Genomic DNA, 20935 nt, shown 5'->3' with positions numbered 1-20935 from the left:
TGGATTAAATTTAAACCAGTACGGCGTTGCCTCGCCTTGCCGTACTATTTGTAATGTCTGCGGCTTCGTCGCCTTGTCCTGATTTAAATTTAATCCACTATAATAGTTCAATCATGTACCAAGCTCCTATCTTAAACTTTGCTGTCAAAATGCAAAGGTCGTCTGAAAACTCCGGATACGGGCTTTTCAGATGACCTTTCCCTTATTCTTCTTTGTTTGCCGACTCAAGGCAGGGCAATGAATTTAATCAGCACTTCTTTGAAAATAAAACCGAACACACCCAGGCCCAATACCAGGAACAAAATTGCGATGCCGAATTTGCCCGCCTTGGATTCCTTACCCAAGTTCCAAACGATAAAGCCCAAGAAGATAACCAGCCCGGTCAGGCAGATTTTCATCGCCCAATCGGAAAATTCCGCTTCACTCATAATCGATTTCCTTATTTGATGTTGTGTGTATTTTAATGTTTTCAGACGACCTTTGAAACGCCAAGAGGTCGTCTGAAATGTAATGGCTCAGGTAAATACCGTCCGTCGGGCGTTTGGCTTAACGCGCCAACGCCTGTTTCAAATCGTCGATCAAGTCATCGACGTATTCCAAGCCGACGGACAGGCGAACCAGTCCGGGGCGGATATTGGCGGCGAGTTTTTCTTCGGGCTGCATTCTGCCGTGTGTGGTTGTCCACGGGTGGGTAATGGTCGAGCGCACGTCGCCGAGGTTGGCGGTACGGGAGAAGAGTTCGACGCTATCGACGACTTTCCACGCGGCTTCTTGGTCAGCGACTTCAAAACCCACCACGATACCGCCGCCGTTTTGCTGTTTGCGGATAAGCTCCGCCTGCGGATGGTCGGGCAATCCGGTGTAGTACACGGCTTGGACTTGCGGCTGTGTCCGCAGCCATTGCGCGATTTTCAGAGCGTTGTCGAACTGTTTTTCCAAACGCAGCGACAGGGTTTCTACGCCGCTCAACAACTGCCATGCGTTAAACGGCGACATCGCCAGCCCGCAAGAGTTGCAATACATGGCGACCTGCGTCATCAGTTCTTCCGAACCTGCCAACACGCCGCCCATCACACGTCCGTGTCCGTCGATGGATTTGGTTGCGGAGGAAACGGAAATATCCGCGCCGTGTTTCAAAGGCTGCGAGCCGACGGGCGACAGCAGGCTGTTGTCCACCACCAAAAGCGCGCCGATGCTGTGCGCCAATTCCGCCAAGGCTTCCAAGTCGGCCACTTCGCCCAAGGGGTTGGACGGTGTTTCCAAAAACAGTAGTTTGGTGTTGGCTTTGACGGCGGCTTTCCATTCGTCCACATCGGTCGGCGACACATGGCTCACTTCGATGCCGAATTTGGTGACGATGTTATTAATAAAGCCGACGGTCGTGCCGAACAGACTGCGGCTGGAAATCACATGGTCGCCCGTCTGCAGGAAGGTGAAAAACGCCGCCTGAATCGCGGACATGCCGGTCGAAGTGGCGACCGCGCGTTCCGCGCCTTCTAAGGCGGCAATGCGTTTTTCAAAGGCGGCTGTGGTCGGATTGGCAGTACGGGTATAAGTGAACCCTTTGATTTTTTTAGAAAACAAATCGGCGGCGTGTTGGGCGTTGTCCCACATGAAGCTGCTGGTGAGGAACAATGCCTGATTGTGTTCGCGGTATTCGGTTTGCTCTTTGCCGCCGCGTATGGCGAGCGTCTGCGGGTGGAGTTTTTTACTCATTTGTTTTCCAATCTTTTTCAGCAGGTTTGTTTGATGTCGGAAAGAAGGAAGCTGCGCGCTTCATAGGTTAACTTGTTAACATTTTGCGCTTATTTGCGCCGTCTTTCAAGTTTGACGGCGAATGGCAAAAGGTCGTCTGAAAACGTTTTTCAGACGACCTTTTCTTGCGAACCGATTTATTCGGCTTGTTCTTTCAAAACGGCTTCAATCAATTCTTGCGCGCCGTCGTCCGCCAGCTTTTTGGCGACTGCGCGTCCAAGCGCGTCGGCGTAGGCGGCGGGGGCTTGCGCGTCTGCCTGCAAGATTACCGAGCCGTCGGGGTGTCCGACCAGTCCGCGCAGGGTGAGCAGTCCGTCTTCTTCGGTGCAATACGCGGCAAGCGGCACTTGGCAGCTTCCGCCCAAAGCGCGGGCGAGGGCGCGTTCGGCGGTCACGCAGGCGTGTGTGACGTCGTGGTTTAAGGGTTTCAAGACGTCCAAAAGGTCGGTGCGGTGTGCGGCGATTTCGATGCCCAACGCGCCTTGTCCGGCGGCGGGCAGGCTGTCGGCTTCGGAGAGAATCAGGCGGATGCGTTCGTCCAGTTCCAAACGCTGCAATCCGGCGGCGGCGAGGATGATGGCATCGTATTCGCCGTTGTCAAGTTTGGACAGGCGGGTTTGCACGTTGCCGCGCAGGGGTTTGATGACTAAGTGCGGATAGTGGGCGCGCAACTGGGCTTCGCGGCGCAGGCTGGATGTGCCGACGACGGCGCCTTTGGGCATTTCTTCCAAACGTGCGTATTGGTTGGATACGAATGCGTCAAACGGATTGGCGCGCTCACCGATGGCGGCAAGGGCGAAGCCTTCGGGCAAGTCCATCGGCACGTCTTTAATCGAATGCACTGCCAAATCGGCGCGTCCGTCCTGCAAGGCTTGTTCCAGCTCTTTGATAAACAGGCCTTTGCCGCCGATTTTCGACAGGGTTTTGTCCAAAATCTGGTCGCCGCGCGTGGTCATGCCCAAGATTTCGACTTCGCAGTCGGGATACAGGGTTTTCAGACGACCTTGGATATGTTTTGCCTGCCACATGGCAAGCAGGCTTTCACGGCTGGCGATAACGAGTTTTTTCGGGTTCATTTGCTGTTTCTGATTTTCTAATTCATGGGGCGGGAAGTTCGACAGTCTAACACAAACTTTCTACGGTAACTGCTTGACTGTACTTGCCCAAAGGACCAAATCCGTTGCCTTGGTTTTGTTCTTTGGTCAGCACTTTTCCCAGAATGCAGACATTGTTCAGGGTAACGTTATATGAGCCGGAACTCAGGCGGTTCTTTTCTACTTGGTCCATCAGGCTGTCGCCGCCGTTGAGGAAATAGGTTTTTCCGTCGGCGGTAAATTCTGCCTGTTCGAGCGAATAATGGACTGTTCCTGTCATTTTGACCGTATCGCCGCTGTTTTTTCCTACTTTCACTTCTGCCGGTTTGGCGGTCGATGTTTCGATTTTGTTTTGCGGGGAACAGGCGGTCAGGGCAATCAGTATGGGGAAAAGAAATTTGTTCATTTGAAATTACCGTGGTTGAAAGGTATTCCGCTGAGAAGCTGTCGGAAAAGCCGTTAAACTATATCTGTTGCAAGGAAATAAATTATAATGTGTACTGGCATGATGGTAGTGCATACTGCCGTAAAATAAAACTTATTCTCTAAAAACATTTTAAACCAACAGCCTTACAGCATGAAGCGCGCCAAAAAATATCCCTTCTTATCGTTGCAGCGGCAACGTTTCTGCCTGAATTTTGAAAACGCCTCAACCGCCGCCAATCTTCCGAGCGAACGCGATTTCTATCGCTGGGCATGGGCGGCGTTGAAAAACGAATACCGTCGCGCCGACATCAGCTTGATTCTTCTGGACGAAGAAGAAGCCCGCGCCTACAACCGCGATTACCGCGGCAAAGACTACGCCACCAATGTGTTGAGTTTTGCCTTGAACGAAGGCGAAATTCTGCCCGATCAAGTTTCAGACGACCTCTGCGGCGATTTGATCATCTGCCCGCAAGTCGTGTTAAAAGAAGCCGCTGAGCAGGGCAAAACCGCCGAGCAGCATTTTGCCCACCTGACCATGCACGGCACGCTGCATCTGATGGGCTACGACCACATCGAAGAGGCCGAGGCAGAAGCAATGGAGGCACTCGAAATCCGCCTGATGCAGGCGGCAGGTTATCCCAACCCCTACCAAGAGGACGAATACTGAAATGGACGACACCCGGTCGAAACCGACATTTTTCGAACGTTTGATTTCCCGAATTGCCGGCGAGCCTGATTCCGCCGAAGACGTACTCAGCCTGCTGCGGCAGGCGCACGAGCAGGAAGTGTTTGACGCGGATACACTTTTGCGGCTGGAAAAAGTCCTCGACTTTTCTGACTTGGAAGTGCGCGATGCCATGATTACCCGCAGCCATATGAACGTTTTGAAAGAAAACGACAGCATCGAGCGCATCACCGCCTACGTCATCGAAACCGCCCATTCCCGCTTCCCCGTCATCGGCGAAGACAAAGACGAAGTCCTCGGCATCCTGCACGCCAAAGACCTGCTCAAATACATGTTCAATCCCGAGCAGTTCAACCTCAAATCCATCCTTCGTCCCGCCGTTTTCGTACCCGAAGGCAAATCGCTGAACGCGCTTTTGAAAGAATTCCGCGAGCAGCGCAACCACATGGCAATCGTCATCGACGAATACGGCGGCACATCAGGTTTGGTAACCTTTGAAGACATCATCGAGCAAATCGTCGGCGACATCGAAGACGAGTTTGATGAAGACGAAAGCGCGGACAACATCCACGCCGTTTCCACCGAACGCTGGCGTATCAATGCTGTAACCGAAATCGAAGACATCAATGCCTTTTTCGGTACGGATTACAGCAGCGAAGAAGCCGACAGCATCGGCGGGTTGGTCATTCAGGAATTGGGACACCTACCCGTGCGCGGCGAAAAAGTCGTTATCGGCGGTTTGCAGTTTACCGTCGCCCGCGCCGACAACCGTCGGTTGCATACGCTGATGGCGACCAAGGTGAAATAACGGGATTTGTCCGACAATCAAAAACAAAGGTCGTCTGAAAACCTTATGTAGAGGTTTTCAGACGACCTTTGTCGTAGAGGAGGCAACCTTATTTCTGGTTTTTCTCGATAATTTCTTTGAGATGCGGCATGGGGCTGTATCCGCTTTGGCTGCGGCCGTTGGGGAAAACGACGGTAGGCGTGCCGTTGAAGCCGAATTGTTCGCCCAAAGAAGTGGTTTCGGCGACGGGATTTTCGCAATTGGTTTTACCGCTCGGGAATTTACCTTTGCGCATCCAGTCGGTCCAGGCTTGGGTCGGGTTGGGCTGGCACCACAAAATTTCGGCTTTACGCGCGGCATCGGGGTGCAGGCTTGGAATCGGCATCATGAAGTTGTAAATCGTGATGTCGGTCATTTTTTCAAACTCGTGTTCCAAGCGTTTGCAGTATGGGCAGTCGGGGTCGGAGAAGACGGCGACTTTCAGCTTGCCGTTGCCGCGCACTTCTTTGATGGCTTTGTCTAAAGGCAGGGTGGCGAAGTCGATTTTGTTCAAATCGGCGGCGCGTTCGTCGGTCAGGCTTTTGCGCGTGTTGACGTCGATGAGGTCGCCGACAAACATATAGTCGCCTTTGGCATCGGTGTAAATGATTTGTTTGCCGCTGACGACGACTTCATAAATGCCTTGAATAGGGGTTTCGCTGACGCTGATGACTTTCAGGCCTTGGGATTCGTAAATTTTTTCGAGGCGGGCTTTCAAGGCTTCGCCGACTTTGCCTTGCACGGGGGCGGCGGGCTTGGCGGCTGAAGAGGGCGCTGCATTTGCCTGTGAAACGGGTGTTTGCCCGCACGCGGTCAGTGAGATCAGAGCGATGGGGGCTAAGATTTTGATTAATTTGGTTTTCATTTTTAAGTATAGGCGTGTGTCAAGAAAACCGCATTGTATCAAACCTCTGTCATGCCTGCATTGTATTGAGGCTCAATTTATCGTCTGAAAATAGCTTTCGGCTGTTAAAATACGCAAAAAACGATTTGCCTGCCTGTATGATCTACCACCGTATCGCCGTAAACGTGCCGCTTTCAGACGGCCTTTTGACTTATTCCCATTCTGAGCCGCTGCCGCAGGGAACGCGGGTGCTTGTGCCTTTCCGCAACAAGACCGTGGTCGGGATTGTGTGGGAAACGGATATTGCGCCGGATATGGATGCGGCGCGGATTTTGAGTATTCAGACGACCTTTTCGGACGAGCCGCCGCTGCCTGAAAGCTGGCGTGATTTGCTCTCGTTTACGTCGCGTTATTACCACTATCCGACGGGGCAGGCGGTGTTTGCCGCACTGCCGCAGGGTTTGAAGGAAACGCGCACGGTGGAAATGCCGCAGCCGCCGTTGTTTTACGCGCTGAACGAAGCGGGCAGGGCGCAAACGCCGCCGCCGGCTCGGTTCAACAAAAAAGCGGCTCTGTGGGACGCGCTGTTGTCGGGCGGGATGACGATGGCGGCGTTGAAGCAGGTGAACGCGCAGGCGGCGAAGTTAATCGAAGATTGGGCGGAACAGGGTTGGATTGAAACGACGGAAGCGGCGAAGCCTGTATTGAGGTCGTCTGAATTTCAGCTCAACGCCGACCAGCAACAGGCTTCCGATGAAATTCAGACGACCTTCGGCAGCTTCCAACCGTTTCTGCTGTACGGCATCACCGGCAGCGGCAAGACCGAGGTGTATTTCGATGCGATGGCGAAAGTGTTGGCGCAGGGGCGGCAGGTGTTGTTTCTGTTGCCCGAAATCAACCTCACGCCGCAGCTTTTAAAGCGGGTGGAAAGCCGTTTTGCCGACGTGCCGACCGCCGTGTTGCACAGCCAGATGGCGGCAGGCAGGCGCACGCAGGATTATTTGCGCGCGATGTTGGGGCAGGCGAAGCTGGTGATCGGCACGCGGCTGGCGGTGTTCACGCCTTTGCCTGATGTCGGGCTGATTGTGGTCGATGAGGAGCACGACGGCTCGTTCAAACAAGACAACGAATTGCGCTACCACGCCCGCGATTTGGCGGTGTGGCGGGCGAAGCAGAGCGGCTGTCCCGTCGTGTTGGGCAGCGCCACGCCCAGCTTGGAGAGTTGGCACAAGGCGCAAAGCGGCGCGTACCGCCTGCTGCAACTGACCGAGCGCGCTCATGCCGCCGCGCAACTGCCGCAAGTGAGCATCCTCAACGTAGGTCGTCTGAAACTCGACAACGGCTTCTCGCCGCAAGCCTTGCAGCTTTTGAAACAGAACTTTGAAGCGGGCGGCATGTCGCTGGTGTACCTCAACCGGCGCGGCTTCGCGCCTGCGCTGTTTTGCGGCGACTGCGGCCATACCTTCGGCTGCCCGAACTGCTCCGCCAAAATGGTGTTGCACCAACGCGCCCGCCAACTGCGCTGCCACCACTGCGATCACCGCGAACCCATCCCGTTCAAATGCCCCGACTGCGGCAACCAAGACCTGACCGCCGTCGGACACGGCACGCAGCGCGTCGAAGAAACCCTGCGCGCCTTCCTGCCCAAGGCAGCCGTCGTCCGCGTCGACAGGGACAGCACGGCGCACAAAAACGACTGGGCGGATTTGTACCGCCGTATCGCCGACAACGAAATCGACATTCTGGTCGGCACGCAGATGCTCGCCAAAGGTCATGATTTCGCGCGGCTTAACCTCGTTATCGTATTGAACGCCGACGGCAGCCTGTACAGCGCGGACTTTCGCGCGCCGGAAAGGCTGTTTGCCGAGCTGATGCAGGTGTCCGGCAGGGCGGGGCGCGCCGATAAACCCGGCAAGGTGTTGATACAGACACAACTGCCCGAACATCCCGTCTTTGCCGCCGTCAAAGCGCAGGACTACGCCGTGTTTGCCGAAAACGAATTGAACGAGCGGCAAATGTTCGCCATGCCGCCCTTCGGTTTTCAGACTGCCGTCCGAGCCGACGCGCCGCGCGTTGCCGATGCGATGGAGTTTCTCAACGCCGCCAAAGAAACCCTCGCCCCGCTGTTGCCCGAAAGCGTTTCCCAGTTCGGCGCGGCCCCAATGCTGATGGTGCGCCTCGCCGAACGCGAACGCGCACAAATCTTCCTCGAATCAACATCCCGACAGGATTTACACCGCGCCGTGAGTTTGTGGGTGCAGGTGTTGCAGCAAAACCGCGACGGCAAAATCCGATGGTCGGTGGATGTGGACGCGCAGGAAGCGTAAGCGGAATAGGGAAGGGGTCGTCTGAAAAAGCGGAAGAGGCATTTTCAGACGACCTTTTTGCAGTATCGAACATTAATCTTTAGAAACGCTGATGGTGTGTTTGACGTGTTTTAAATTCGCCACGATGGTAAACGTCATCATCACCAGCAAAGCCCACGAACTCCATTTGCTGATGTGTACCGATGCCCATGCGCCGATTTGGTTGGGATAACGCCAAACGCCGAACAAAGTCCCTAAGTTTTCCGCCAGCCAAATGAAAAAACCGATTAGGACGAAAGACAGCAGGAGCGGCATTTTTCGGGTAGTGTCATAGGGCGTGTATAAAACCGTTGTCCGCGCATAAAGCCCGAGCGCGAATGCGGCGAGATACCAGCGGTAGTCGCCGAGATAGTGATGAGTGAAAAAATTGACGTAAATTGCCAGCGCGCACAATGTGCTCAACCAATACGGCGGATGGCTTTTGATTCTGATATTAAAGAGCCGCCAAGCCTGAATGATGTAGCTGCCGACCGCCGCATACATAAAGCCTGCAAACAGCGGCACGCCGCCGATTTTGGTGTATGCCTCGTCCGGATAGCTCCAAGACTGGATGTCGCCCGATGTCTTGAACCACTCCAAAGCAAAGCCCACCAAGTGAAAAAGCGTAATCGATTTCACTTCGTCCCACGTTTCCAGCTTGAAATACAGCATCGCAACCTGCACGGAGACTGCAAAAATCAGCAGCAGATCATAGCGTGAAACCCCCAGCCAGCCTGTTTTCGGAATCAGGAACATGGCAATGAAAAACAGACCTGCAAACAAACAGGCGCGCGCTTCTTTCAGTCCGAAAAACCAGAATTCGACCGCAAAACGCCGCCAGCCGTGCAAATCATCCCGTTTCGGGTGTTCCATCAGCCAAGTATCCAGTTTGCCCAACATATTTTCAGACGACCTTGATTTTTAAAGGGGGAATATAACGTAAGAATAGAGATGCGGGAATATTAAGAGGTCGTCTGAAAAAGCATTTGGCGTTTTCAGACGACCTTTTGCGCTATAATCGGGCAAACGATAAAGACACACACAAATCCTACCCATATCTCCATGAACAAACAGATCCGCCAAGAAATTTTCGAGCGTTTCCGCGCTGCCAATCCCCATCCGACCACCGAGCTTCATTTCAATTCGCCCTTCGAGCTTTTGATCGCCGTTTTGCTGTCGGCGCAGGCGACCGACGTAGGCGTGAATAAGGCGACGGCAAAGCTGTTTCCGGTTGCCAATACGCCGCAGGCGATGTTGGATTTGGGTTTGGACGGCGTGATGGAGTACACGAAAACCATCGGGCTTTATAAAACCAAGTCCAAACACATCATGCAGACTTGCCGCATCCTGCTGGAAAAATACAACGGCGAAGTGCCGGAAGACCGCGAGGCTTTGGAATCGTTGCCGGGCGTGGGGCGCAAGACGGCAAACGTGGTGTTGAACACGGCGTTCGGCCATCCCGTCATGGCGGTCGATACGCATATCTTCAGAGTGTCCAACCGTACCAAAATCGCGCCGGGCAAAGATGTGCGGGAGGTGGAAGACAAGCTGATGCGCTTTGTGCCGAAAGAGTTTTTGATGGATGCGCATCATTGGCTGATTTTGCATGGACGCTACACCTGTAAGGCGCAGAAGCCGCAATGCGGGAAATGTATGATTAATGATTTATGCGAGTATGGTGCGAAGTTGATGTAAACGTTGATAAATTGTAAACAATCAACAAAACAACCTTCCCATTAGGTTAAAATTTCTGACGGCATTTTTTTATTTAAAATGAAATGCTTGAAAAAATACGGGCAAAAGGTAAAATTCGACCTTATCGGGTTGGAAAACGATAAAAGTTTCAGACGACCCCGGTTTTTTAAGATGCAAGAACATAATCCGTTATTCGGAAAAGGAAACGCGGTGCGCGAAAAAATGAAAAAATACAGATACTTTGCTTTGGTAACGGCTTCTGCGCTGGCTTTGGGCGGCTGCGACAAAATCAGCAGCTTCTTCGGCGGCGAGAGTAAAAGCGAAGAATTCGTACAGAGAATCGAACCCTCCAAAAATGACGGCAGCGTCGGTATGCTGCTGCCCGATTTCGCACAATTGGTGCAAAACGAAGGTCAGGCGGTGGTCAATATCCAAGCGTCCCCCGCCGGACGTGCCGCAGGCAGCGGGCAGTCTGAAGAGCAGGGCATGGACTTGAGCCAGTTTCCGGACAACGACCCGTTTTACGAGTTTTTCAAACGCCTTGTTCCGAATATGCCCGATATGCCGGAAGACCAATCTACCGACGATGATTTGAATTTCGGCTCCGGCTTTATCATCAGTAAAGACGGCTATATCCTGACCAATGCCCACGTCGTCGCCGGCATGGGCAATATCAAAGTCCTGCTCAACGATAAGCGCGAATATACTGCCAAACTGATCGGTTCGGATACGCAATCCGATGTCGCGCTGTTGAAAATTGAAGCTTCGGAAGAATTGCCCGTCGTCAAAATCGGCAATCCGAAAGATTTGAAACCAGGCGAGTGGGTTGCCGCCATCGGCGCGCCGTTCGGTTTTGACAACAGCGTTACTTCAGGCATCGTGTCCGCCAAAGGCCGCAGCCTGCCGAACGAAAGCTATACGCCTTTCATTCAAACAGACGTCGCCATCAATCCGGGTAACTCCGGCGGTCCGCTGTTTAACCTGAAAGGTCAGGTGGTCGGCATCAATTCCCAAATTTATAGCCGCAGCGGCGGATTTATGGGCATTTCCTTCGCGATTCCGATTGATGTGGCGATGAACGTTGCCGAGCAGTTGAAAACCAGCGGTAAGGTTCAGCGTGGTCAGTTGGGCGTGATTATTCAGGAAGTATCTTACGATTTGGCGAAATCGTTCGGTTTGGACAAAGCCAGCGGTGCGTTGATTGCCAAAGTGATGCCGAACAGCCCTGCCATGCAGGCGGGATTGCAAGTGGGCGACATCGTCCGCAGCGTCAACGGCGAAGAAGTGCGCGTGTCCAGCGATTTGCCGGTCATGGTCGGCTCGATATTGCCGGGTAAGGAAGTTGTGCTGGAAGTGTGGCGTAAAGGCGAGAAGATTAATGTGAAAGTCAAACTCGGCAGCATGGCGGAGCAGAACGAAACTTCTTCACGCGCTACCAAACAGCCGCAGCAGGCAAATCCGGCGGACGGCTTTACCGTCGATAATACAGGTCTGACCCTGCGCGTCGATGAAGGTGCAGGCAAAAGCCGCCTGATTGTTTCCCGCGTCAGCGGAGCGGCGGAACGTGCCGGACTCAAACGCGGTGACGAAATCCTCGCCGTCAGCCAAATCAGCGTCAACGACGAATCGAGCTTCCGCAGCGCGTTGGCAGGCGCGGGCAAAAATGTGCCGCTGCTGGTTCAGCGCGACGGCAATACGCTTTTCCTCGCCCTGACCCTGCAATAAGGTGCAACGCAAGCGCCATTCAATGATAGAATACCCGCCATCCTAAGGTGGCGGGTATTTTGTAATTTTAGCAACTGATTGATTTGTTTGTTTTTTGATGGTTTTGCTCTTTTGGCTTTGTCAACAATCGCATTCAAAGGTCGTCTGAAAACGTTCCGCTCCGATTGACTTCCTATTAATAAAAATATTATGCACCTGATTGATTATTCACATTCGTTTTTATCCGTCGTGCCGCCGTTTTTGGCATTGGCGCTTGCCGTCATTACCCGCCGCGTGCTGCTGTCTTTGGGCATCGGTATCTTGGTCGGCGTTGCCTTTTTGGTCGGCGGCAGCCCGATTGACGGACTGACACACCTGAAAGACATGGTGGTCGGACTGGCTTGGGCAGACGGCGATTGGTCGCTGGGAAAACCTAAAATCCTGATTTTCTTATTGTTGCTCGGTATTTTCACTTCTCTTTTAACCTTTTCGGGCAGCAATCAGGCGTTTGCCGATTGGGCGAAGCAACACATCAAAGGGCGGCGCGGCGCAAAAATGCTGACTGCCTGCCTCGTATTCGTTACCTTTATCGACGACTATTTCCATAGTCTCGCCGTCGGTGCGATTGCCCGCCCCGTTACCGACAAATTCAAAGTCTCCCGCGCCAAACTGGCGTATATCCTTGACTCTACCGCTGCGCCGATGTGCGTACTGATGCCGGTTTCAAGCTGGGGCGCATCGATTATCGCCACGCTGGCAGGTCTGCTCGTTACCTACCACATCACCGGATACACGCCGATGGGTACGTTCGTCGCCATGAGCTTGATGAACTATTACGCCTTATTTGCCCTGTTGATGGTGTTCATCGTCGCATGGTTCTCTTTCGATATCGGCTCGATGGCGCGTTTTGAGAGAGCGGCATTGCAGGAAGTTCACGATGAAACCGCCGTTTCAGACGACCCTAAAGGCAGGGTTTACGCGCTGATTATTCCCGTTTTGGTGTTAATCGTCTCCACCGTTTCCGCCATGATTTACACAGGCGCGCAGGCAAGCGAAACCTTCACCATTTTGGGTGCGTTTGAAAATACCGATGTAAACACTTCGCTGGTGTTCGGCGGTACTTGCGGCGTACTCGCCGTCGTCCTCTGCACGCTCGGCACCATCAAGTCCGCCGACTATCCCAAAGCCGTCCGTCAGGGCATATCTTCGATGTTCGGCGCGATTACCATCCTGATTCTTGCCTGGCTCATCAGCACCGTTGTCAGTGAAATGCACACCGGCGACTACCTCTCCACGCTGGTTGCAGACAACATCCATCCCGGCTTCCTGCCCGTCATCCTCTTCCTGCTCGCCAGCGTGATGGCGTTCGCCACTGGTACAAGCTGGGGCACGTTCGGCATTATGCTGCCGATTGCCGCTGCGATGGCGGTTAAAGTCGATGCATCGTTGGTTATCCCGTGTATGTCCGCCGTGATGGCAGGCGCGGTGTGCGGCGACCACTGCTCGCCCATTTCCGACACCACCATCCTGTCTTCCACCGGCGCGCATTGCAACCATATCGACCACGTTACATCGCAACTGCCTTATGCCTTGACCGTCGCAGGCGCGGCAGCGGCAGGCTACCTCGTGTTGGGCATGACGCAATCGGCTTGGCTGGGCTTTTTCGCCACTGGCGTCGTCATGACCGCCCTCATCTTCATACTGAAAGACAAAAAAGGCAAAGCTGCCTAATGTGTTTTCCCGTTTTCAGACGACCTTCGATACTTTAAGGTCGTCTGAAAACATTTTAAGGAATCCAAAAATGAACGCTCCCCATTCCATCCCGCGCGGTCCCGTTATGGCAGACGTCGCCGCCTACTGTCTGACCGAAGAAGAAAAACAACGCTTGCTCGACCCGTCTATCGGCGGCGTCATCCTGTTCCGCCGCAACTTCGAAAACGTCGGGCAGCTCAAAGCCCTGGTTCAAGAAATCAAAGCACTGCGCACGCCTGAACTCATCATCGCCGTCGATCACGAAGGCGGCAGGGTGCAACGCTTCATCGAAGGCTTCACCCGACTGCCCGCCATGAACACTTTAGGGCAGATTTGGGATACCGAAGGCGAAGCCGCTGCCAAAGAAAAAGCCGAGCAGGTCGGCTGGGTATTGGCGACGGAGCTGACCGCCTGCGGCATAGACCTCTCCTTTACGCCCGTCCTCGACCTCGATTGGGGAACATGCCCCGTCATCGGCAACCGCAGCTTCCACCGCAACGCCGATACCGTGACCCAACTTGCCCTTGCCCTGCAAAAAGGTCTGAACCGAGGCGGCATGAAATCCTGCGGCAAACACTTCCCCGGACACGGATTCGTCGAAGGCGACAGCCATTTGGTGCAACCCGAAGACACGCGCAGCCTTGCCGAACTCGAAGCCGCCGACATGATTCCGTTCCGCGCCCTAAGCGATGAAGGCATGGCGGCAGTCATGCCTGCCCACGTCGTTTATCCGCAAATTGATGGCAAACCTGCTGGTTTCTCTGAAAAATGGCTCAAACAAATCCTGCGCCAAGATATTGGATTTAAAGGCGTTATCTTTTCAGACGACCTCACAATGGAAGGCGCAGGCGCAGCGGGCGGCATCAAAGAACGCGCAAACGCCTCTTTCACGGCAGGCTGCGATATCGTCCTCGTCTGCAACCGCCCCGACCTCGTCGACGAACTGCGCGACGGCTTCCAAATCCCCGCCAATCCCGATTTGGCAAACCGCTGGCAATACATGGCGAACACACTGGGCAAAGAAGCCGCCCAAGCCGTGATGCAAACCCCAGATTTCCAAGCCGCACAAGCCATGACCGCGCAACTTGCTACGCCTAAAGACACAGCCGGCGGCGTGAAAGTCGGCGAAGCGTTTTAAAGGCGTTTGATTTAGAAAGCATGAAAGAAGGTCGTCTGAAAACCTTGAATTAAGGTTTTCAGACGACCTTTTTATTTCACAATGATAATTTGATTATCCTTCGTCAGGCAGCTTGGTGATCTGTACCCGCTCGATGCGTTGACCGTCTTTTTCAACGACTTGGAAACGCCAGCCGTGGAAGTCGGCAAAGTCGCCGACATCGGGAATGCTTTGCAGCTCTTCCATAATCAGTCCGGCGACAGTGTGGAAGTCGGCATCTTCTTCCTGCGGCGGGAGGTTGAGTTGCGGCGCGAGTTCGACGTATTCGAGCGAACCGTCCACGGTCAGGCTTTCATCGGCATTTTCTTGAACGGCGGGTTCTTCTTGGCGTTCAAACTCTTCGGGGAATTCACCGGCGATGGTTTCCAGCAGGTCTTTCATGGTGACCATGCCCAAAACTGCGCCGAATTCATCAACCACCAAAGCATAATCCGCGCTGCTTTGGCGGAACAGTTCAATCGCACCCAATGCGGTCGTACTGTCCGGCAGGACGAGCGGCTGGCGCAGGACGGCTTGGATATTGAGTTCGCCGGTTTCGAGCAGTTGGGCGAGCAGGTCTTTTTTGTTGATGTAGCCCAACGGTTCGTCCACGCCGGCTTTACCGACGACGAGCAGGCGGCTGTACGGGGTGTTTTGCAGTTGGGCGTGTTGCTCTTCGCGGCTTTGGGAGATGTCCAAACGCTCAATGTCGCGGCGGGGAATCATCACGCCGAGGATGGGACGTTCGGCAAGCGTAAGGACGCTGCGTATCATGGATTTTTCGTTTTCCTCGAAATGCCCGTCATCCTCTGCTTCGTCGCCTGCTTTGGCAAGCACGCTTTCGCGTATGCCCATCATGCCCAAGACGTTCTCGGCGGTTCGTTTGCGCCATGAGCTGCTGATGTAGTCGTTTTTGCGGCTGTTGCGCTGCGAAATTTGGTTGAACGCTTCAATCAGGATGGAGAAGCCGATAGCGGCGTAGAGGTAGCCTTTCGGGATGTGGAAATGGAAGGCTTCGGCAATGAGGCTGAAACCGATCATCAGCAGAAAACCCAAGCAGAGCATGACGACGGTAGGATGCCTGTCCACAAATTCGGTCAGCGGTTTGCTGGCGGAAATCATGACGGTCATGGCAACGGCAACGGCGCCCATGGCGACGACGATGTGATCGACCATCGCAACGGCAGTGATGACGGAATCGATGGAAAATACCGCGTCAAGAATCAGGATTTGGGCAACCACACTCCAAAATCGCGCGTGTTTTTTCTGACTGTCGGCAACGGCAAACTGGTTATGCCCTTCGAGGCGTTCGTGCAGCTCGGTGGTGGCTTTGTAGAGCAGGAAGATGCCGCCTGCGAGCATAATCATGTCTTTGCCGGAAACGTCCAACCCGCTGATGTGGAACAGCGGGCGCGTCAGGGTCATGATGTGTGCCATGAAGCCGAGCATGATGATGCGGATAACGACCGCAAGCCCTAAACCGGTAATGCGTGCGCGGTCGCGTTGGGCGGGTTTGACTTTGTTCGCCAAAATGGCGACGAAAACGAGGTTGTCTATCCCCAAGACGACTTCGAGTACCAGAAGCGTGGCAAAGCCTATCCAAGTATGCGGCTCTGCCAACCAACTGAAATCCATGATTTTTGTATTCCTTTGTGTTCAAACGCAAAAAGGCAGCCTGAAACGCTCAAGCTGCCTGATTCATATCGATACGCACGAAAAACGGCGGGCGGTCATGCTGCTCTGCTCTGGGTCTTTCATGTGTGCGTATGTCTCAAGTAAAAATAATGTAAATAGTTTAACAGTTTGGAAGGCGGATGGCAAAAGGTCGTCTGAAAGATAAGTCTTATTTTCAGACGACCTCTTGTTCAAGCTAAACCTGAGTCAGATTCAGCCTCTGTTTTTCAACCGTCCATGCAACTCCTGTACGCTATACACGCCCAAGTGCTCGCGGCTTTTTGCGCCTTCGCTCATGGCTTCGCCGCCGGCGATGGTGGTGTATTGCGGCACGCGTTGGGTGAGGGAGGTGCGGCGGATGCTGTGGCTGTCGGAGATGGATTGTGCCGAGCTGCTGACGGTGTTGACCACCAGCGCGATTTCACCGTTTTTAATCGCGTCCACGATGTGCGGGCGGCCTTCCTGCACTTTGTTTACTGCCTGCACGATGATGCCGTGTTCTTTCAGGTATTCGGCGGTGCCGCGTGTGGCGCAGACGCCGTAGCCGAGTGCTTGGAAGTTTTGCGCGGTTTTGACGATGAGCGGTTTGTCTTCGTCGCGCACGGCAAGGAAGATTTTGCCGGTCGGGTTCAGGCGTTCGCCTGCGCCGAGTTGGGCTTTGTAGTAGGCTTCGCCGAAGCTTGCTCCCACGCCCATCACTTCGCCGGTGGAGCGCATTTCGGGGCCGAGGATGGTGTCCACGCCGGGGAATTTGATGAAGGGGAACACGGCTTCTTTAACGGCATAGAAATCGGGAACGACTTCTTTTTCCACGCCTTGCTCTTGCAGGGAAATGCCCGCCATGCAGCGCGCGCCGACTTTGGCTAGCGGCACGCCGGTGGCTTTGGAGACGAAGGGGACGGTACGGCTGGCGCGCGGGTTCACTTCCAACACGAACACCACGCCGTCCTGCACGGCAAACTGTACGTTCATCAGACCGACTACGCCCAGCGCGTAGGCCATGGCTTTGGTTTGGCGGCGGATTTCGTCTTGGATTTCTTCGCTGAGCGAGTAGGGCGGCAGCGAGCAGCCGGAGTCGCCGGAGTGGATGCCTGCCTGTTCGACGTGCTGCATGATGCCGCCGATAACGACGTCTTTGCCGTCTGAAACGCAGTCCACATCGACTTCAATCGCGTTGTTCAGGAAGAAATCGAGCAACACGGGGCTGTCTTCGGATACCTGCACGGCTTCGCGCATGTATTTTTGCAGCTCTTCGGCGGAGTGGACGACCTGCATGGCGCGGCCGCCGAGGACGTAAGACGGGCGCACGACCAGCGGATAGCCGATTTCTTCGGCTTTGACGAGCGCTTCTTCTTCGTTGTGGGCGATGCGGTTGGGCGGTTGGCGCAGGCCTAAGTCGTTTAACACTTTTTGGAAGCGTTCGCGGTCTTCGGCGGCGTCGATGCTGTCGGCGGATGTGCCGATGATGTTCACGCCGTTTTCAACCAGCGCGTTGGCGAGTTTGAGCGGAGTTTGACCGCCGTAATGCACAATCACGCCCCACGGGTTTTCGGTGCGGACGATTTCCAACACGTCTTCCAGCGTCAGCGGCTCGAAATACAGGCGGTCGCTGGTGTCGAAGTCGGTGGACACGGTTTCGGGGTTGCAGTTGACCATGATGGTTTCAAAGCCCGATTCGCGCAGGGCGAGCGCGGCGTGAACGCAGCAGTAGTCAAACTCGATGCCCTGACCGATGCGGTTCGGGCCACCGCCGAGAATCATCACTTTTTTACGGTCGGAAGGACGCGCTTCGCATTCTTCTTCGTAAGTGGAATAGAGGTAGGCGGTTTCGGTGGCGAACTCGGCAGCGCAGGTATCGACGCGTTTATACACGGGATGCAAGTTCAGCGCGTAGCGGTGTTCGCGCACTTCTTTTTCTTTTACGCCCAAAAGCTGCGCGATGCGTTTGTCGGAGAAGCCTTTGCGTTTCAGACGACGTAAGGCGGCGAAATCCAAATCTTGCAGGCAGCCTGCACTTACCTGCTGCTCTTCTTTCACCAAGTCTTCAATTTGCGCTAAGAACCAAGGGTCGATGGCGCAGATTTCGTGGATTTCTTCCAGCGTGAAGCCCGCGCGGAACGCGTCTGCCACAAACAGCATACGTTCAGGGCCGGGGTTCGCCAGTTCGCGGCGGATTTCCGCTTTGTCGGAGCTTCTCGGATTGAAGCCGCACAAGCCTGTTTCCAAGCCGCGCAAGGCTTTTTGGAAGCTTTCCTGAATGGTGCGGCCCATCGCCATCACTTCGCCCACCGATTTCATCTGCGTGGTCAGGCGGTCGTCTGCGGCGGGGAATTTTTCAAACGCAAAACGCGGGATTTTGGTCACGACATAGTCGATGGAAGGCTCGAACGATGCGGGCGTGCGGCCGCCGGTGATGTCGTTGCGCAACTCGTCCAGCGTAAAGCCGACCGCCAGCTTCGCCGCCACTTTCGCAATCGGGAAGCCCGTCGCTTTGGAAGCCAGCGCGGACGAACGGCTTACGCGCGGGTTCATCTCAATCACAATCATCTCGCCGTTTGCAGGGTTCACCGCAAACTGCACGTTCGAGCCGCCCGTGTCCACGCCGATTTCGCGCAATACCGCCAACGAAGCGTTGCGCATGATTTGGTATTCCTTGTCCGTCAGCGTTTGCGCCGGCGCAACCGTAATCGAGTCGCCCGTATGCACGCCCATCGGGTCGAAGTTTTCAATCGAGCAGATAATGATACAGTTGTCGTTTTTATCGCGGACAACTTCCATCTCGTACTCTTTCCAGCCGAGCACGGACTGCTCAATCAACAGCTCATGCGTGGGCGACGCATCGAAACCGCGTTCGCAAATTGCCAAAAATTCATCTTTATTGTAGGCAATACCACCGCCCGAACCGCCCATCGTGAAAGACGGACGAATCAGCGTCGGAAAGCCGACCTGTTCCTGCGCCGCCAAGGCTTCGTTCATTGTGTGGCAGACAAAGGATTTCGGGCAGGAGAGGCCGATTTTTTCCATCGCCTCCTTAAAGCGGCCGCGGTCTTCCGCCTTGTCGATCGCGTCTTCCGTCGCGCCGATTAACTCGACATTGTATTTCGCCAGCACGCCGTTGCGCGCCAAATCCAGCGCACAGTTCAGCGCGGTCTGGCCGCCCATCGTGGGCAGAATCGCATCGGGCCGCTCTTTGGCGATAATCTTCTCCACCGTCTGCCACATAATCGGCTCGATGTAGGTAACATCCGCCATTTCAGGGTCGGTCATGATGGTGGCGGGGTTGGAATTCACCAGAATGACTTTATAGCCTTCTTCACGCAAAGCCTTGCAGGCCTGTGCGCCGGAATAGTCAAATTCGCAAGCCTGACCGATAACGATAGGGCCGGCGCCGATGATAAGGATGGATTTTAGGTCGGTACGTTTGGGCATGGGTGGGTCTCTTAATAAATGAAAGGTTAGTTAAGAAAGATCATAAGAAGAAGGATCATAAGAAGGATCAGTAATAATTATTTTCTTATCATCTTTAGAATATTTATCTGATTTTGGAAATTTTGTTTCGTATCTATCAAGTAGCAACTTATTAATTCTATTCCTATAATAAACAGTCCAACCTCTTGGTCTTTTATTTTCTGATTCGGTATGCTCAACTAATATTTTATCGAAGATTTTTTCAAATTGATTCTGATCTAAATCATCCTCAATTGGAAAAATATATTTTTCATATAAATCTTCAATTGTTTCTAACCGCACAACATTGTCCTCATATTCAAAACTTAGATAAAACCTAATTATGGAGTTATAAAATTCTTTGTTTGTTACAATTGATTTCGGTAAATTATTAAATAATTTAATTCTTTCACCAGCCTTAGTTTCTAATGAAGTTACCAACTCATCAAATTTTGTCAAAATCGCTTTGAAAACAGTCAAATTATTTCTTCTTATGTGGTCAATGCATAAGAATTTATGTATGGATACTTGTTTTAATTCAGTTATTGACTTCTTAACGTGTTCAAGACTCTCGTCATTGAAATTGGCATAAGAAGATATAGCTATTGATATTAATAAATCTTCTGGTTCTCTTGTGCTCATTATTCTCGATATTTTTTTATTTACCCAAGCATCAAATTCAGATTTATATTTTTCACTAATTTTTTCTATTAGGTAAGAAAGTTTAAAGTAAGATAGCTCATCTTTTATATATTTATAAATCCCAATATTGAAAAAAAGCTCTTCTAAAGTCTTATCTAGATTCGATGGTCGAATATTTACATACCTTTTCTCAATAATATTTTTTATTAGATTTTTTTCATATATCCAGTTTTGATTAAAAAAATCAATAATTTTTTCTTTGTAATCATTCTTGATATAAAAATTGTTGCTTAACAAAAATTTTATTGCATGAATAAAATGAGCACGAACTTTTTCAGGTGTAAATTCTGGTAGCTCTTCATCATATAATGCAGGGTGAGCTGCTATATGTCTATCTTCATATATTTTCTTTAACTCTGAACTCTCATATACAGAAAGTCCTAAATCATCTTTTATAAATTTCTCTGCAATATCTTTTTCAAATTTTGTCATCTTACTCGGATTTTTATGCTCCAATAATTCCTTCTTAGCCTCATCAAGTTGCTTAATAATCTTCTCGGCTGGTGCATCTCCAAGTTCATCTAATTCTTTTGCTTTTAAACACAAATCAAAACAGATTGCATGCCAGATAGTGATGATTGCAGACCGATAGCTTCCTGCGTTATAACAGACTAAGGCTTCACTCATGAGTTTTTTGACAGGTGTTTCGGTGCAGCTATTAATTAACTCTTCCATATCAGATAATTGTACCTTCATTTGTATCTCCATTGATGCTTTATATTACCCCTCACGGGGAAGCAAGCCGTAGCCCGTATGTAGCAACTGTATTTTTCACCCCGTCGGGCAAAAATACAAAAACTCAAATCAAGACGTTTGGATACCGTTTTCGG

At 52.6% G+C, this 20935-nt stretch carries 16 protein-coding genes; 7 read left to right on the top strand and 9 right to left on the bottom strand.

Going from position 1 to position 20935, the window contains the following annotated elements; all coding sequences use genetic code 11:
• Window positions 1-224: 224 nt before the first annotated feature.
• From AC5M9B_RS10945 to AC5M9B_RS10930, 4 genes are all read right to left on the bottom strand, one after another.
• Complete coding sequence (locus AC5M9B_RS10945) at window positions 225-428, bottom strand: DUF2788 domain-containing protein (protein ID WP_003768561.1); 204 nt, start codon at window positions 426-428, stop codon at window positions 225-227.
• A 118-nt stretch (window positions 429-546) separates the two neighbouring features.
• Complete coding sequence (gene metZ / locus AC5M9B_RS10940) at window positions 547-1716, bottom strand: O-succinylhomoserine sulfhydrylase (RefSeq protein ID WP_101810372.1); 1170 nt, start codon at window positions 1714-1716, stop codon at window positions 547-549.
• Between the two features lie 176 nt (window positions 1717-1892).
• Window positions 1893-2831 (bottom strand): hydroxymethylbilane synthase, encoded by a 939-nt coding sequence (gene hemC, locus AC5M9B_RS10935; RefSeq protein ID WP_487648666.1) that lies wholly within the window; start codon window positions 2829-2831, stop codon window positions 1893-1895.
• Window positions 2832-2877: 46 nt separating this feature from the next.
• Window positions 2878-3255: a hypothetical protein gene (locus tag AC5M9B_RS10930; RefSeq protein ID WP_209282927.1), complete on the bottom strand. Its 378-nt coding sequence runs from the start codon at window positions 3253-3255 to the stop codon at window positions 2878-2880.
• Between the two features lie 171 nt (window positions 3256-3426).
• Here AC5M9B_RS10930 and ybeY point away from each other — a divergent pair, with 171 nt between their 5' ends.
• Both ybeY and AC5M9B_RS10920 read left to right on the top strand, forming a co-directional pair.
• Window positions 3427-3942: an rRNA maturation RNase YbeY gene (gene ybeY, locus AC5M9B_RS10925; RefSeq protein ID WP_209282926.1), complete on the top strand. Its 516-nt coding sequence runs from the start codon at window positions 3427-3429 to the stop codon at window positions 3940-3942.
• A 1-nt stretch (window position 3943) separates the two neighbouring features.
• A complete protein-coding gene (locus AC5M9B_RS10920) occupies window positions 3944-4768 on the top strand; it encodes a CorC family transporter (protein ID WP_070513219.1) in 825 nt (274 codons plus the stop codon).
• 88 nt (window positions 4769-4856) lie between these two features.
• Here the strand turns inward: AC5M9B_RS10920 and AC5M9B_RS10915 are convergent, their stop codons facing one another.
• Window positions 4857-5651 carry a DsbC family protein gene (locus AC5M9B_RS10915; protein WP_455007592.1) on the bottom strand — a complete coding sequence of 265 codons (795 nt, stop codon included), beginning with the start codon at window positions 5649-5651 and terminating at the stop codon, window positions 4857-4859.
• Between the two features lie 137 nt (window positions 5652-5788).
• Here AC5M9B_RS10915 and AC5M9B_RS10910 point away from each other — a divergent pair, with 137 nt between their 5' ends.
• Entirely contained in the window at window positions 5789-7957 is a 2169-nt protein-coding gene (locus AC5M9B_RS10910) for a primosomal protein N' (RefSeq protein ID WP_487648665.1), read from the top strand.
• Window positions 7958-8029: 72 nt separating this feature from the next.
• On the opposite strand, the gene AC5M9B_RS10905 is transcribed toward AC5M9B_RS10910, so the two are convergent.
• Window positions 8030-8875 carry a DUF817 domain-containing protein gene (locus AC5M9B_RS10905; RefSeq protein ID WP_039406723.1) on the bottom strand — a complete coding sequence of 282 codons (846 nt, stop codon included), beginning with the start codon at window positions 8873-8875 and terminating at the stop codon, window positions 8030-8032.
• 162 nt (window positions 8876-9037) lie between these two features.
• Here AC5M9B_RS10905 and nth point away from each other — a divergent pair, with 162 nt between their 5' ends.
• The 4 genes from nth to nagZ all read left to right on the top strand — a co-directional run bounded on the left by nth (window position 9038) and on the right by nagZ (window position 14264).
• Window positions 9038-9670: an endonuclease III gene (gene nth / locus AC5M9B_RS10900; RefSeq protein ID WP_019269879.1), complete on the top strand. Its 633-nt coding sequence runs from the start codon at window positions 9038-9040 to the stop codon at window positions 9668-9670.
• A 222-nt stretch (window positions 9671-9892) separates the two neighbouring features.
• On the top strand, window positions 9893-11395 hold the full coding sequence (locus AC5M9B_RS10895) for a DegQ family serine endoprotease (protein ID WP_487648664.1): 1503 nt from the start codon (window positions 9893-9895) through the stop codon (window positions 11393-11395).
• 189 nt (window positions 11396-11584) lie between these two features.
• Entirely contained in the window at window positions 11585-13105 is a 1521-nt protein-coding gene (locus AC5M9B_RS10890) for a Na+/H+ antiporter NhaC family protein (protein WP_487648663.1), read from the top strand.
• 70 nt (window positions 13106-13175) lie between these two features.
• Window positions 13176-14264 carry a beta-N-acetylhexosaminidase gene (gene nagZ, locus AC5M9B_RS10885; protein ID WP_455007595.1) on the top strand — a complete coding sequence of 363 codons (1089 nt, stop codon included), beginning with the start codon at window positions 13176-13178 and terminating at the stop codon, window positions 14262-14264.
• A gap of 93 nt (window positions 14265-14357) precedes the next feature.
• Here nagZ and AC5M9B_RS10880 read toward each other — a convergent pair whose 3' ends face one another.
• From AC5M9B_RS10880 to AC5M9B_RS10870, 3 genes are all read right to left on the bottom strand, one after another.
• Window positions 14358-15917 carry a TerC family protein gene (locus AC5M9B_RS10880; RefSeq protein WP_285045808.1) on the bottom strand — a complete coding sequence of 520 codons (1560 nt, stop codon included), beginning with the start codon at window positions 15915-15917 and terminating at the stop codon, window positions 14358-14360.
• A gap of 252 nt (window positions 15918-16169) precedes the next feature.
• Entirely contained in the window at window positions 16170-19385 is a 3216-nt protein-coding gene (carB, locus tag AC5M9B_RS10875; RefSeq protein ID WP_487648662.1) for a carbamoyl-phosphate synthase large subunit, read from the bottom strand.
• A 30-nt stretch (window positions 19386-19415) separates the two neighbouring features.
• Window positions 19416-20801 (bottom strand): hypothetical protein, encoded by a 1386-nt coding sequence (locus tag AC5M9B_RS10870; RefSeq protein WP_487648661.1) that lies wholly within the window; start codon window positions 20799-20801, stop codon window positions 19416-19418.
• Window positions 20802-20935 lie beyond the last annotated feature (134 nt).

Source organism: Neisseria flava (assembly GCF_982712965.1).
This window is presented reverse-complemented; position numbering and strand designations above follow the sequence as displayed.

Coding starts and splice junctions, on each gene's coding strand:
- AC5M9B_RS10945 (WP_003768561.1), bottom strand. CDS start 428: ATGAGTGAAGCGGAATTTTCCGATTGGGCGATGAAAATCTGCCTGACC.
- metZ (WP_101810372.1), bottom strand. CDS start 1,716: ATGAGTAAAAAACTCCACCCGCAGACGCTCGCCATACGCGGCGGCAAA.
- hemC (WP_487648666.1), bottom strand. CDS start 2,831: ATGAACCCGAAAAAACTCGTTATCGCCAGCCGTGAAAGCCTGCTTGCC.
- AC5M9B_RS10930 (WP_209282927.1), bottom strand. CDS start 3,255: ATGAACAAATTTCTTTTCCCCATACTGATTGCCCTGACCGCCTGTTCC.
- ybeY (WP_209282926.1), top strand. CDS start 3,427: ATGAAGCGCGCCAAAAAATATCCCTTCTTATCGTTGCAGCGGCAACGT.
- AC5M9B_RS10920 (WP_070513219.1), top strand. CDS start 3,944: ATGGACGACACCCGGTCGAAACCGACATTTTTCGAACGTTTGATTTCC.
- AC5M9B_RS10915 (WP_455007592.1), bottom strand. CDS start 5,651: ATGAAAACCAAATTAATCAAAATCTTAGCCCCCATCGCTCTGATCTCA.
- AC5M9B_RS10910 (WP_487648665.1), top strand. CDS start 5,789: ATGATCTACCACCGTATCGCCGTAAACGTGCCGCTTTCAGACGGCCTT.
- AC5M9B_RS10905 (WP_039406723.1), bottom strand. CDS start 8,875: ATGTTGGGCAAACTGGATACTTGGCTGATGGAACACCCGAAACGGGAT.
- nth (WP_019269879.1), top strand. CDS start 9,038: ATGAACAAACAGATCCGCCAAGAAATTTTCGAGCGTTTCCGCGCTGCC.
- AC5M9B_RS10895 (WP_487648664.1), top strand. CDS start 9,893: ATGAAAAAATACAGATACTTTGCTTTGGTAACGGCTTCTGCGCTGGCT.
- AC5M9B_RS10890 (WP_487648663.1), top strand. CDS start 11,585: ATGCACCTGATTGATTATTCACATTCGTTTTTATCCGTCGTGCCGCCG.
- nagZ (WP_455007595.1), top strand. CDS start 13,176: ATGAACGCTCCCCATTCCATCCCGCGCGGTCCCGTTATGGCAGACGTC.
- AC5M9B_RS10880 (WP_285045808.1), bottom strand. CDS start 15,917: ATGGATTTCAGTTGGTTGGCAGAGCCGCATACTTGGATAGGCTTTGCC.
- carB (WP_487648662.1), bottom strand. CDS start 19,385: ATGCCCAAACGTACCGACCTAAAATCCATCCTTATCATCGGCGCCGGC.
- AC5M9B_RS10870 (WP_487648661.1), bottom strand. CDS start 20,801: ATGAAGGTACAATTATCTGATATGGAAGAGTTAATTAATAGCTGCACC.